Annotated in this window: 12 protein-coding genes; 8 read left to right on the top strand and 4 right to left on the bottom strand. The window is 41.2% G+C overall.

The window, feature by feature from the left end; translation table 11 throughout:
- Nucleotides 1–9 precede the first annotated feature (9 nt).
- The 4 genes from CWC30_RS07760 to map form a co-directional block, all read right to left on the bottom strand.
- On the bottom strand, nucleotides 10–1,026 hold the full coding sequence (locus tag CWC30_RS07760; protein WP_138626792.1) for a tetratricopeptide repeat protein: 1,017 nt from the start codon (nucleotides 1,024–1,026) through the stop codon (nucleotides 10–12).
- Nucleotides 1,027–1,301: 275 nt separating this feature from the next.
- The gene (dapD, locus tag CWC30_RS07755; RefSeq protein ID WP_008467531.1) at nucleotides 1,302–2,129 is read right to left on the bottom strand and encodes a 2,3,4,5-tetrahydropyridine-2,6-dicarboxylate N-succinyltransferase; all 828 of its coding nucleotides are present in this window, start codon (nucleotides 2,127–2,129) and stop codon (nucleotides 1,302–1,304) included.
- A gap of 9 nt (nucleotides 2,130–2,138) precedes the next feature.
- Nucleotides 2,139–4,757, bottom strand: a complete 2,619-nt coding sequence (gene glnD / locus CWC30_RS07750) for a [protein-PII] uridylyltransferase (protein WP_138626791.1) — start codon at nucleotides 4,755–4,757, stop codon at nucleotides 2,139–2,141.
- A gap of 168 nt (nucleotides 4,758–4,925) precedes the next feature.
- On the bottom strand, nucleotides 4,926–5,711 hold the full coding sequence (map, locus tag CWC30_RS07745) for a type I methionyl aminopeptidase (protein ID WP_008467527.1): 786 nt from the start codon (nucleotides 5,709–5,711) through the stop codon (nucleotides 4,926–4,928).
- Between the two features lie 272 nt (nucleotides 5,712–5,983).
- On the opposite strand from map, the gene rpsB reads away from it, so the two are divergent.
- The 8 genes from rpsB to rseP all read left to right on the top strand — a co-directional run bounded on the left by rpsB (nucleotide 5,984) and on the right by rseP (nucleotide 13,625).
- The gene (gene rpsB / locus CWC30_RS07740; protein WP_024601804.1) at nucleotides 5,984–6,712 is read left to right on the top strand and encodes a 30S ribosomal protein S2; all 729 of its coding nucleotides are present in this window, start codon (nucleotides 5,984–5,986) and stop codon (nucleotides 6,710–6,712) included.
- Between the two features lie 104 nt (nucleotides 6,713–6,816).
- Nucleotides 6,817–7,668 (top strand): translation elongation factor Ts, encoded by an 852-nt coding sequence (gene tsf / locus CWC30_RS07735; protein WP_013465429.1) that lies wholly within the window; start codon nucleotides 6,817–6,819, stop codon nucleotides 7,666–7,668.
- Nucleotides 7,669–7,826: 158 nt separating this feature from the next.
- Complete coding sequence (gene pyrH, locus CWC30_RS07730) at nucleotides 7,827–8,576, top strand: UMP kinase (RefSeq protein ID WP_016899281.1); 750 nt, start codon at nucleotides 7,827–7,829, stop codon at nucleotides 8,574–8,576.
- Nucleotides 8,577–8,626: 50 nt separating this feature from the next.
- A complete protein-coding gene (gene frr / locus CWC30_RS07725; protein ID WP_215908014.1) occupies nucleotides 8,627–9,148 on the top strand; it encodes a ribosome recycling factor in 522 nt (173 codons plus the stop codon).
- Between the two features lie 256 nt (nucleotides 9,149–9,404).
- Nucleotides 9,405–10,184 (top strand): undecaprenyl pyrophosphate synthase, encoded by a 780-nt coding sequence (gene uppS, locus CWC30_RS07720; protein ID WP_036981930.1) that lies wholly within the window; start codon nucleotides 9,405–9,407, stop codon nucleotides 10,182–10,184.
- Nucleotides 10,185–10,205: 21 nt separating this feature from the next.
- Nucleotides 10,206–11,072, top strand: coding sequence for a phosphatidate cytidylyltransferase (locus tag CWC30_RS07715; protein WP_069438632.1), 867 nt, complete (start codon nucleotides 10,206–10,208; stop codon nucleotides 11,070–11,072).
- Complete coding sequence (ispC, locus tag CWC30_RS07710) at nucleotides 11,069–12,271, top strand: 1-deoxy-D-xylulose-5-phosphate reductoisomerase (protein ID WP_138626790.1); 1,203 nt, start codon at nucleotides 11,069–11,071, stop codon at nucleotides 12,269–12,271. The genes CWC30_RS07715 and ispC overlap by 4 nt, the downstream gene beginning before the upstream one ends.
- A gap of 1 nt (nucleotide 12,272) precedes the next feature.
- The gene (rseP, locus tag CWC30_RS07705; RefSeq protein ID WP_138626789.1) at nucleotides 12,273–13,625 is read left to right on the top strand and encodes a sigma E protease regulator RseP; all 1,353 of its coding nucleotides are present in this window, start codon (nucleotides 12,273–12,275) and stop codon (nucleotides 13,623–13,625) included.
- Nucleotides 13,626–13,698 lie beyond the last annotated feature (73 nt).

The following is a 13,698-nucleotide window of genomic DNA, read 5'->3' as shown; positions in this document are numbered from 1 at the left end:
AATCGAGTCTTAGCGTTTCCAATCACATTGCTTTACCAGCTCAAACCAAGGGCTGGTAAAGTCCTTAGCGACAATAGAAGCGGGTAAGGTTACAGCTACATCTAGTTTGTTGGCTAAATAGCGCGCGACCAGTTGTTTCATTTTATCACTTTCTAATTGCTCATAAGCTGTTTGTAACTGTTGTTTGTCTTTTTGGCTTATAAAACCACCGGTCAAATTTTTGTAGCCTATTTCAAGCCAAAGAAGTAATGCTTGTTTTGCTTCGTTGGGAAAGGCATGGGTTAATGTGGCTGTTGGGCTATAGAGTCGCTCAAAGTTAATTTGCTGCTCTTGAATCAAAAAAACCATTAATAAATTAAGTCCGGTTGAGATTTGCCCCGCGCGTTTATCAATGTTTTGGTTATTACTTAATGCACTTCTAAAATAGCGCTCAGCTTCGGGTATGTTGCCCTCATCTAGGGCTAAATAACCTAAGTTACTCTCTATCAATGCGGTTACATTGGGAAGCTGTAATTGTGTGGTGATTTTATGGCTATCAAGGTACAAGGCACGCGCTTTTGCAAAGTCATCTTGCGAGCGAGCAACCAATGCTATGCTGTTGGTGAGTGTTAGCCGTTGACGATCGTTTTGCGCATATTTGTAAGCACATTTAAATGAATATTGGGCATCGTCTAAATATTCTGCATGGCGAAGCCATATTCCCAAGGCACTCATAATGGTGGTCAGCTTTTGTTTGAAATAGTCAGTTTGATGATGCTGAAATATTGCTTCAATCGATGTATAAAGCTTGTCATAGTGACTTGTAGGTACTGCTGTACGGGCATAGATAAGGTGCCAGCGAATAAATAATTCTGGCGGCATGAGTTGTAACCCTGTGAGGTTTTCTAAAATAGTAATAGATTGAGCTGGATTAACAGTAAGATAATCTTCGGCTTCATCTAATTTTTTTTCAAAGGTATTAAAGTCATTAGCAAAGAGGTGTTTTGAACATAATAATATCAACCAACTTATTACAAAAAGCCGCAACAACGTAACCTCGACAATCGAACTATGCGTCAATTCATTATAGTTGTAGGCATCTAACAAAGCAACGCCATTAAAGGGTACAGGTTTGTGAGAAAGTATTTTAAAATCACTAAAAAAGCCCTAAAGCTATACAAGCTTAGGGCTTTTTCTGTATGTAATTAAATTTTAGCGAATACACATCAACTTAATGTGTCGTTGGGTTTCGTTTTATTCAACCCAAGCTACGTTTAACATCAACCTGCTTAGCGCTAACAGCTAAAAACTTACAGCTGCTCTTAATCATCAATCGAGCGCAGTAGGGCATTAATGCCCACTTTTTCGCGAGTTTGTTTGTCTACTTTTTTCACAATAATAGCCGCATACAAGCTATGGCTGCCATCTTTTGAAGGTAGAGCACCTGGAACCACAACTGCGCCGGCAGGTACGCGGCCATAGTGAATTTCACCGGTTTCACGGTCGTAAATACGGGTACTTTGGCTGATGTAAACACCCATTGAAATAACGGCGCCTTCTTCAACAATTACGCCTTCAACAATTTCTGAACGTGCGCCAATAAAACAGTTGTCTTCAATGATGGTAGGATTTGCTTGTAACGGCTCTAAAACGCCGCCTATGCCTACGCCGCCAGATAAGTGTACGTTCTTACCAATTTGAGCACATGAGCCCACTGTCGCCCATGTATCAACCATGGTGCCATCGTCAACAAATGCACCGATGTTTACGTACGATGGCATTAATACGACATTTTTACCTACAAAGCTGCCTTTACGAGCAACGGCGTTGGGTACGACACGCATGCCGCCTTGCTGAAATTGCTCGGGCGTGTAGTCGCTAAATTTAAGCGGTACTTTATCGTAAAATTGATTTACGCCGTCGTTCATTGGCTGATTTTCACGAATTCTAAATGAAAGTAGTACTGCTTTTTTAAGCCACTGGTGAACAACCCATTCGCCTGAAATTTTCTCTGCAACGCGAGCAGCGCCGCTATCTAATAGCTCAAGCGCATCTATAATCGCTTGTTTAACATCGCTTGATACTGTAGCAGGGCTAATGCTGTCGCGGTTATCCCACGCATTTTCAATCATGGTTTTTAAATCTGACATAGTGTCCTCTTATTCAATTTCGGCGTTGAGTTTTTTACGTAATGCCTGATGAATTTTTGCTTGCTCTTCATCAGTCAGCGCTTGATATTCGTTATTTGATACCACAAAGAAATCTTCTGCACGTTCGCCTACCGTGGTAATACGTGCGGCATGTATGTGGAGTAAGTAAGCTTGAAAAACCTCGGCTATTTTAGTTAATAGTCCAGGTATATCAACTGCTTGAATTTCTATTAAGCTACGATCCTTACGAGGATGCGGGCGCAGTACAATTTTAGGTTTAATATTAAAGTCTTTAAAACGCTGTGATCGGCTTTTTTTAAAGCGTATTTTTTTACGTGGATCATGAAGCGCTTGCTCTAATCCGCGTTTAATCGATTGTGCGCGGCTACTGGCAATCGGATCACCGTTAACTTCTAAAATAACAAAGTTGAACAGTACGTAGCCATCTTTGGTGGTCAGTACTTGGGCGTGCTGAATTTGCGCTTTTTTAGAGCCAATAACACTTACCAGTCGAGCAAAGAGCGCACCTGAATAAGGGCTATAAGCAAACACTTGGGTACCGCCATGCATCGCTTTATTAGAAACGATAACACTGGGCTGGCTTAAATCAGTGCACTTGAGTAAGTGCTCAGTATGCCAAGAAATTTGTTGCTCACTAAAAGCGGTAAAGTAATTTGCTTTAAAACGGCTCCAAATTAAGTCAATTTGCTCCTCGTGATAATGCAAATTAAGCAGGCGTTGCTTAGCTTGGTGCTTTTTATCACGAATTTGGTCGCGTTGATCCATCGGGTTTTCAAGCCCAAGGCGCAAGGCGCGCTGTGTGTGCAAATAAAGCTCGCGCAGCAGCGTGTTTTTCCAGTCATTCCATAGGTTGTCATTGGTGGCTCGAATATCAGCCACGGTTAAACAATAGAGGTAATCGAGTTGGCGTTCGGTTTTTACTCGCGATGCAAAATCTTTTATTACATCGGGGTCGTTAATATCTTTACGTTGCGCAGTTACCGACATAAGTAAGTGGTTGCTTACCAACCACGCTATAAGCTTACCATCTGAAGAAGCAAAACCATGCAGCTTTGAAAACGTTATGGCATCAACAGCGCCCAGCTCTGAGTGATCTCCTCCTCGCCCCTTAGCAATATCATGAAAAATACCAGCTAAATACAGTAATTCGGGTTTATCCATGCGCGTGACTATTTCACTGCAAATTGGAAATTCACTAATGCTGGTTTTATCGAAGTATTGGTAAATATTATTAATTAATTTATGGGTATGTTCATCTACGGTATAGGCATGAAACAAATCAAACTGCATTTGGCCAAAAATATTGCGCCACTGCGGAAGGTAAGCTGCAATCATGCCGTGCTTATGCATTAGCGTAAACGCACGGCCCATGCCGTTAGGGTGCTTTATAATACGTAAAAAAGCTTCGCGGCACGCGGCATAATCTTGTAAGTCACCTAATAAGCGACGACGTACTTGGCGGATAGTTCGAATAGTGCTTGGGTATATATGGGTAATTTCTGGGTGATCAGCAATGTGCTCAAATAATACAAAAAGTTGGTCACGCCTAAAAAATACTGACGGACTTTTTACCCGAATTTGATGGCCAACGCGTTCAAAATTACGATCAAGTTCTTCAACAGTGGCTTGGCTGCTGTCTGGTGAAATACTTTGCTCAAAGTACGAAAGTAGCATTTGATTAAGTTCACGAACCCGGCTCATTATTCTGAACAAGCGTTTCATCATGCGCTCAACAGAGGCTTTTCCATCACTACCAAAACCCAAAATTTCAGCCGCTTGCGGTTGGTGATCGAATAATAAACGGTTTTCTGAGCGACCTGCGGCTAAATGCAAAGCAAAGCGAATATTCCATAAATTTTCAAGGCACTCTAACAGTTCTTGGTATTCTTCGTGAGTTAGGTAGCCGTGATTTATCAACTCTTGCAAGGTTTCGGCTCTAAAGTGTTTTTTTGCAACCCAAATAATGGTTTGTAAGTCGCGCAGCCCGCCTGGATTTTCTTTTATATTAGGCTCTAAATTATAAGCCGTACCATGACATTTTTTGTGGCGTAAATTTTGCTCTTGTACTTTTGCAACAAAGAACTCTCCAGAGCCCCATACAGGCCTTTCGATGAGGTGACTTTTGAGCTTTTCGAATTCAATATGGTTGCCGAAAATTAATCGGCTTTCTAGTAGGCTGGTGGCAAAGGTAACATCTTCACGTTTTTGCTCTATGGCTTGTTCAATGGTGCGTACACTGTGACCTATTTCTAAATTAAGATCCCACAGCATAGTGACAAACTGGCCAATTTTTTCGCAAATATCGTCGTTGGGTTGCTGGGTAACAAGCAGTAAAAAGTCAATGTCGGAGTAGGGATGAAGTTCACCGCGACCATAACCTCCTACAGCAATTAAAGCGAGATCTGGCTCGTGGGCTAAATCGAAAACATGAAAGAGTTTAATCAGTAACCGGTCTATAAATTCTGCACGGGCGTTTATTAGATTACCAACGGGTTGTTTTGAGAATTCATTATGCAACCATTTATAAAAATAGGCGGAGCAATCGCGGTATTCGCTAAGTTGCTGAGCATCATTGAGCAACTTTTTTACTTTGTTAGGTAATGCCACTTAGGCTGGCTCCTATATATGGACTGCATTATAAGTCTTGGATTAAGTTATTTTTATACTGTGTTTACTGCAAAGGGAATAAATCATGTTATTTCCCTTTGCAGCAAACCACTTAATCTGTGAACAGGCTAAAGCCTGCTTAGTATCATGATTAAGCGCACACTAAGATTAGTGCTCGATGATTCTATCGATAGTATCATCTGATCGTAGTGTTAAAATTTCAACACCATTTTCAGTTACCAGTAAGGTATGTTCCCACTGAGCTGATAAACTACGGTCTTTTGTTACCACAGTCCAGTCGTCTTTTAGTAATTTACATTGGCGTTTGCCTGCATTGACCATGGGCTCGATTGTTAAACACATACCGGCTTTTAATGTTTCGCCTGTACCTGGTTTTCCGTAGTGCATTACCTGTGGTTCTTCATGAAATTCACTGCCAATACCGTGCCCGCAGTATTCACGTACGATAGAGTAATTAAAGCTCTCTGCATATTTTTGAATAGCTGCACCAATATCACCAAGGCGAACACCCGGTTTTACCATTTTAATGGCAAGATAAAGGCTTTCTTGAGTCACTTCTGCAAGGCGTTTGCCTTGAATGTTAGGTGTGCCAACATGGAACATTTTTGAAGTATCACCATGGTAACCATCTTTAATAACAGTAATGTCAATATTGACACTGTCACCGTCTTTTAATGCTTTGTCGTTCGGAATTCCGTGACAAATTACATGATTTACTGAGGTACAAATTGATTTTGGAAAACCATGATAATTAAGAGGAGCAGGAACGGCATCTTGCACATTAACAATATAATCATGACAAATTGTATTTAGCTCATCGGTGGTGATACCTGGTACCACATGTGGTTCGATCATTTCTAGCACATCAGCAGCCAAACGGCCGGCTACACGCATTTTCTCGATTTCTTCAGGGGTCTTAATCACAGCGCTCATTGAGGCTCCAAAGTTGCGTTTTTAGATGATTATCGTCGCACAATTTTTGCACGAGACGTTGAGTATTTAGTTTTAATATGGTATAAAGCGCGCCGTCTTTTTACAAATAAATTCTTAAATGATTTTTTGTATTTAAGGCAAACACAATTTTATTTTAACACACACACGTATCGTCACATACACTTGGGTGCATTTCAGTTTCATTTAACTGCGGTGTTGGTGCTATGGGATATGTGGAGGCCTAACCCTAAACAACTTAGAGGATTTACAAAATGGCAAACGTTTCAATGCGCGATATGCTTCAAGCTGGTGTTCACTTTGGTCACCAAGCACGTTACTGGAACCCTAAGATGAAGCCTTTCATCTTCGGCGCACGTAACCGTGTACATATCATCAACCTTGAGCAAACTGTACCAATGTTCAACACTGCACTTAAGTTTTTATCTAGTGCTGCTGCAAACAAAGGTAAAGTTCTTTTCGTTGGTACTAAGCGCGCAGCAAGCGAAGCAGTAAAAGAAGCTGCTTTACAAAGCGATCAATTCTTCGTTAACCACCGTTGGTTAGGCGGCATGTTGACTAACTGGAAAACAGTTCGTCAATCAATCAAGCGTCTTAAAGACCTTGAAGCTCAAAGCCAAGACGGTACTTTCGAGAAGTTAACTAAGAAAGAAGCGTTAATGCTTACTCGTGAAATGGACAAGCTTGAAAAAAGCCTTGGTGGTATTAAAAACATGGGTGGCCTTCCAGACGCTATCTTTGTAATCGATGCTGACCACGAGCACATTGCTATCCGTGAAGCTAACAACCTAGGTATCCCAGTTGTTGCAATCGTTGATACTAACTCTAACCCAGACGGTGTTGATTACATCGTACCTGGTAACGATGATGCTATCCGTGCAATCAACCTTTACACTAGTGCTGTTGCAGCTGCGATCACTGAAGGCCGTGAGAGTAACATCGTTGCTCAAGCTGAAAAAGATGACTTCGTAGAAGCTGAGTAATTAGCTGTCATCAAGTCTTCATCTTCTAAAGGTGAAGACTTGCTATTCTTGTGGAGCGGGTAACCCGCTTATCTAAACCTGATTTCAGATTTGAGGATTTACTAATGGCTGTAACTACTGCCCTAGTTAAAGAATTACGCGAGCGTACTGGCGCTGGCATGATGGATTGTAAAAAAGCGTTAACTGAGACTGATGGTGACATCGAGTTAGCGATTGAAAACATGCGTAAGAGCGGTGCTGCAAAGGCTGCTAAAAAAGCAGGTAACATCGCTGCTGAAGGTACTATCATCATCAAGCAAAACGCGGGTGTTGCAGTACTTGTAGAAGTTAACTGTCAAACTGACTTCGTAGCTAAAGATGCAAGCTTCTTAGCGTTTGCTAATAAAGTTGCAGATGCTGCTATTGCTGACACTTCATCTATCGAAGACTTACAAGCTAAGTTTGAAGAAGATCGTGTTGAGCTAGTAACTAAAATTGGTGAAAACATCAATGTACGTCGTCTTCAGTACATCACTGGTGAGCAACTAGTTGAGTACCGTCACGGCGAGCGTATTGGTGTTGTTGTTGCAGGTGTTGCTGATGAAGAAACACTTAAGCACGTTGCAATGCACGTTGCTGCTTCAAACCCAGACTACCTAACGCCAGATGATGTACCTGCTGATGTTGTTGAAAAAGAAAAGCAAGTACAAATCGACATCGCGATGAATGAAGGCAAGCCTGCTGAAATCGCTGAGAAGATGGTTGTTGGTCGTATGAAAAAATTCACTGGTGAGGTTTCTCTTACTGGTCAAGCTTTCATCATGGAACCTAAAAAGTCTGTTGGCGAAATTCTTAAAGAGAAAAACGCAACAGTTACTGGCTTTGTACGTATGGAAGTTGGTGCAGGTATCGAGAAGAAAGAAGAAGATTTTGCTGCTGAAGTTGCTGCTCAAATTGCAGCTGCTAAAGCTAAGTAAGATTAGCTATTTGTGATGCCAAAGGAAAATACATGCAATTAAAGTACTATTTGCTTTTGCGTCACGCTTAGAAATTCTTTAAAATAACCGCGCTTTTATGTTTAACATAAGCGCGGTTATTTTTTATCCATAATTCAATAAAAGTTGGCCCCAAAACTATGACTATCAATCGCAAACCTATTTTTAGACGTGTTCTTCTCAAATTAAGTGGTGAAGCTTTAATGGGAGACGAAGGCTTCGGCATCGACCCTAAAGTTTTAGATCGTATGGCACAAGAAATTAAAGAGCTCGTAGAACTCGACGTAGAAGTGGGTTTAGTTATTGGTGGCGGTAACTTTTTACGTGGTGGCTCACTAGCCGAAGCGGGTATGAACCGCGTTGTTGGCGACCACATGGGAATGCTTGCAACTGTCATGAATGGTCTTGCTATGCGTGATGCGTTGCACCGTGCATTTGTAAATTGCCGTTTAATGTCAGCCATTCCTTTAAATGGCGTATGTGATGCGTATAACTGGGCAGAAGCCATTAGCTTATTAAAAACAGGTCGTGTAGTTATTTTTGCAGCCGGTACGGGTAACCCGTTCTTCACAACTGACTCTGCAGCGTGTTTACGTGGCATTGAAATTGAAGCTGACACAGTAATTAAAGCAACCAAAGTAGATGGTGTATTTAGCGATGATCCGGTTAAAAACCCAGATGCGACACTTTACCGTCACTTAAGCTACAATGAAATTATTGATAAAGAACTAAAAGTAATGGATTTAGCGGCATTTACATTAGCTCGCGACCATAATATGCCATTAAGCGTATTTAATATGAATAAATCAGGCGCATTAAAACGCGTAATAATGGGTGAAGAAGAAGGAACCCTTATTTCTTCACAAGCCTCAGATGAAGTTAGTAACTAGATTAGGATTAAACCGTGATTAACGATATTCAAAAAGATGCGCAAGCGCGCATGCAAAAAAGTGTAGCAGCACTTGGTAGTCAATTATCTAAAATTCGTACTGGCCGTGCTCATCCTGCAATTTTAGACGGCATCATGGTGTCGTACTACGGCGCACCAACACCGTTAAACCAAGTTGCAAATGTAACAATTGAAGACTCACGTACATTGGCTATTGGTGTATTTGATAAGTCATTAGCGCAAGCTGTTGAAAAAGCCATTATGGCATCTGACCTTGGTTTAAATCCAATGTCTGCAGGTACAGTGATCCGTGTACCACTTCCTCCATTGACTGAAGAACGTCGTAAAGATTTAATTAAAATCGTACGTGGTGAAGTAGAAAGCGGTCGTGTTGCTATTCGTAACATTCGTCGTGATGCAAATGGCGATATTAAAAACTTATTAAAAGATAAAGACATCTCTGAAGATGAAGCGCGTCAAGCTGAAGATGCTATCCAAAAAATCACTGATAAGTTTATCAAAGAAATGGATACGCAACTAACAGCGAAAGAAGCTGAGTTGATGGAAATCTAATTGCTAATCTAGGCTCGGATTAACAGCTTTACTAAAGTAACTAAGTCGTTGTTTATATGCCTTCGCACTTAACTTTAATTGTTTGATTTTAAAGGGTAGCAGATTGTGTTTACTCTTTACTATTGGCTCGATTATCAGTAAATACAAGGTTGTTAGCTGTATAATTATTTGCTTTATGTAGATTTATTATCACGGGTACAGGTTAAAATTATTAGTTTTGAAACGCCGTCTGGGGTATACTAGGCGGCGTTTTTTTATGGAATACACAAAATTTATGGTTCTAGACGCTGATACAATTTCACAGCAATGTTTACCTAAACATGTTGCCATCATCATGGATGGGAACGGGCGTTGGGCACAAGCTAGAAATAGACCTCGTGTATATGGGCATAAAAAAGGCGTGGATGCAGTTCGTCAATCCGTGCAGTTTTGTACTAAATTAGGAATACAATCGTTAACCTTATTTGCTTTTAGTAGTGAAAACTGGCGCCGCCCTGAAGACGAAGTAAATACACTTATGGAGCTTTTTTTATTTGTACTGAGTAAAGAAGTTAAAAAGCTACAAAAAAATAACGTAAAACTAACCATCATTGGAGATTTATCTCGATTCTCTGAAAGCTTGCGCGCTAAAGTACATACAGCTCAAGAACTAACAGCGAACAATACCGGGCTGCACTTAAATGTTGCGGCAAATTACGGTGGTCGCTGGGATATGACTCACGCTGCTAAGCAAGTTGCTTTACAAGTAGCGAATGGAGAAATTGACCCAGCAGATATTACAGAAGAACATATTGCACAGCATATGAGTATGGCAGATCAAGCTCAGCCTGATTTATTGATCCGTACCGGTGGCGATGTCAGAATTAGTAACTTTTTACTTTGGCAGGCAGCCTACGCTGAACTTTATTTCACAAATACACTTTGGCCTGATTTTAATGAAGCTGCTTTTGCAGAGGCCATTGCATGTTACGTTGCCAGAGAGCGACGTTTTGGTTGCACGGGCGAACAAATAAAACAATTACTCGCTCAAACCTAAAATAGATTAAGGGTCATCATTTTGTTAAAACAACGTATTTTAACCTCGCTAGTGCTAGCGCCATTAGCACTGGCTTTGGTTTTTTACACCCCACTAACGTTATTTAGTTATTTTGCGGGTGCTATTGTATTAATGGGCGCGTGGGAGTGGTCTGCCTTTATGGGACTATGCGATAAGCCAAAACGTGGCGCCTTTGTATTATTAGTGGCAGTATTACTAGGGTTACTCAATTTGCATTGGCCTATAGAGACTCTATGGCAAAATGGTCAACTTGTAGGCGATGCTAATTACTTATTTACCTTGTCGTTTTCTTGGTGGTTGGTAGCCAGTTATTTAGTGTGGCGTTACCCTGCTATGGCCAAAGGGTGGAACGAAGGGCTTGTGATGCGCGGCATTGCTGGTTTGTTGACCTTAGTACCGCTATGGCTTGCACTTAACACACTGCGTAGTGCGCAATATACTGAATCTACTCACTATGGCTCTGTGCTTATTTTAGTTGTATTAGGCATTGTATGGAGTGCCGATATAGGCGCTTACTTTACAGGTAAAAGTTTTGGTAAACATAAGTTAATGCCTAAAGTTAGTCCAAATAAAACCATAGAAGGCCTCGCAGGTGGCGTGGTTGCTGCGGTGTTATTTGTACTGGCTTTTTGTTATTACACTAACGTTGATACCTCTGTATGGCCTATTTATGCAGTTATGACAGCGTTTATTGCCTTGTTTTCTGCGGTAGGTGATTTACTTGAGAGTATGTTTAAGCGCGAAGCGGGACTTAAAGATAGCGGCAGTTGCTTACCAGGTCACGGTGGTATTTTAGACCGTATTGATAGTTTAACTGCGGCAGCACCGATGTTTGTTATTTGCTTTGCTTGGACGCTTAGCTTATGAGTGCTGTGCAACAACTGGTTATTTTGGGTGCGACGGGGTCGATAGGTCTTAGCACGTTAGATGTTGTTGCAAGAAACCAACAGCAATTTAAAATTTTTGCATTGACCGCAGGACAAAATGCAAAAAAAATGGCTGAACTGTGTATAGCTCACCAGCCTCGTTATGCTGTAATGGCATCTGAATTGGCGGCTAAGCAGCTTTCTGCGCTTTTAAAGCATGAGAGTAAAACACAAGTAATGCATGGCGAGAAAGCCATGAGTGAGCTCTGTGCTCATGGTGATGTTGATACGGTTATGTCAGCGATTGTTGGTGCAGCCGGATTACTCCCTACCTTGAGCGCTGTTGAAGCGGGCAAAAAAGTATTGCTTGCCAACAAAGAGTCACTGGTGATGTCGGGTCAGTTATTCATTGATAAAGTTAAAAAGCATCAAGCAACTTTATTACCCATCGACAGCGAACATAATGCTATTTTTCAGTGTTTACCTGGTGCGTTACAAAATACCCAAGGTGAAGCAAAACTTGAGCATCATGGGGTTAGCAAAATTTTACTAACCGGTTCTGGTGGCCCATTTTTAAACCGTGATATTAATACGCTTGATAGCGTTAGCGTCAATGAAGCGGTTGCTCACCCTAATTGGTCTATGGGGCAAAAAATATCGGTAGACTCAGCTACAATGATGAACAAAGGCTTAGAGTTTATTGAGGCAAAATGGTTATTTAACTGTGATGCAAGCGATATTGATGTGGTGATTCATCCTCAAAGTATTATCCATTCTATGGTGCAATACCAAGATGGCTCTATTTTAGCGCAAATGGGTAACCCTGATATGCGCACCCCGATAGCACATGCACTTGCCTTTCCACAGCGAATTGATGCGGGTGTTAAACCATTAAATTTTTCTGATATTTGTGATTTTTCGTTCACTAAACCTGATTTCTCACGTTACCCCAATTTAAAGCTTGCAATTGCAGCCTGTGATGCAGGCCAAGGAGCCACCACCACCGTTAATGCGGCTAATGAGATTGCAGTCAATGCGTTTTTACAGGGGAAGATTGGGTTTACGGATATTTATAAAGTGAATGCGCAAACATTAGACGCCGCACAATTTACTGATGCGAAAACTCTCGATGAAATTTTAGAGTGTGACCGTTTAGCACGCATCAGCGCAGCGCAGTTTATAACAAAAGTGGTGCATTGATATGTTCGATTTTTTTTGGAATTTAGGTTCGTTTATACTCGCACTAGGCATTTTAGTGACCGTTCATGAATATGGTCATTTTTGGGTTGCGCGTAAAGCGGGTGTAAAGGTACTGCGCTTTTCAATTGGTTTTGGTAAACCCTTACTAAAATGGTACGACAAATACAATACTGAATACGTGATTGCGGCAATCCCACTCGGTGGTTACGTAAAAATGTTAGACGAGCGTGTTGATGAAGTACCCGAAAATCAACGTCATTTATCGTTTAATGCTAAATCAGTTCAAGCCCGCATAGCCATTGTGGCAGCAGGGCCGATGGCGAACTTTTTGTTCGCTATTTTTGCTTTAGCGGTGATGTACATGGTAGGTGTGCAAACCATAAAACCAGTTGTGGGTAGTGTTGTTGAAGGCAGCCGAGCTGAACAAGCCGGTATTATGCCAACCCAGCAAATTATTAAAATTGGTGATGACGACATAAGTAATTGGCAAGATGCGACCTTTTCTTTGATGTCTCATTTAGGTGATAAAAGCGTTGCCGTAACCTTACGTAACGAAAATTATCAGCAAACAGTGCAAACACTTAACCTAGATGGTTGGAAGCTTGATCAACAAGATGTACCGCCGCTCAGTTCGTTAGGTATTGTACCGTTTCGTCCTCAGGCAACCTTGGTTATTGCCGCTATTACTAAAAACTCAGCTGCTGAACAGGCTAATTTACAGGTTAACGACGTTATTTTAGCTGTGAATGGTGAAACAATGACCAGTTGGCAGCAATTAGTTAATCTTATTACTCAATCGGCTAACAAATCCTTACAATTTAGTGTAAAAAGACAAGATAGTATAAAAACAATAACAGTTACTCCAAAGAGCCGGGTCGTCAGTAATGGCATAGAGCAAGGCTTTTTGGGTGTTGCTCCCGTTGTAGAGCAGTGGCCTGATGATTTTGTAGAGACTAGACATTATGGGCCACTAGATAGTATTGTGCTGGGCACAAAAGAAACATGGCGTTTAATTACGCTGAGTTTTGACATGATAGGTAACTTAATAACAGGCCAAGTGTCGGTTAAAAACCTAAGTGGACCCGTCGGCATAGCCGTAGGCGCCGGCACCAGTGTTAGTTATGGATTAGTCGCATTTTTAAGCTTTTTAGCTTTGATAAGCGTTAACTTGGGAGTATTTAATTTACTTCCTCTGCCAGTGCTTGATGGTGGGCACTTAATGTATTACATAATTGAACTTTTTCGTAAAAAGCCAGTCTCTGAAAAGACACAAGAGTTTGGTTTTAAAGTGGGGGCCTTGCTACTCATTTTTCTAACATGTTTCGCTTTGTTCAATGATGTATCGCGCTTGTAGTTATGTAAGCGTGGTAACGACAAATTAGAACACGATTGTAAAGCTCGTAAATATTTAATTTTCGATGCTAAGC

It is taken from the genome of Pseudoalteromonas sp. S4741, from assembly GCF_005886135.1.
In the GTDB taxonomy this organism is placed as follows: Bacteria; Pseudomonadota; Gammaproteobacteria; order Enterobacterales; family Alteromonadaceae; genus Pseudoalteromonas; species Pseudoalteromonas tetraodonis.
Note: the sequence above shows the minus strand (reverse complement) of the source record. Positions and strands in the feature narration are given on the sequence as shown.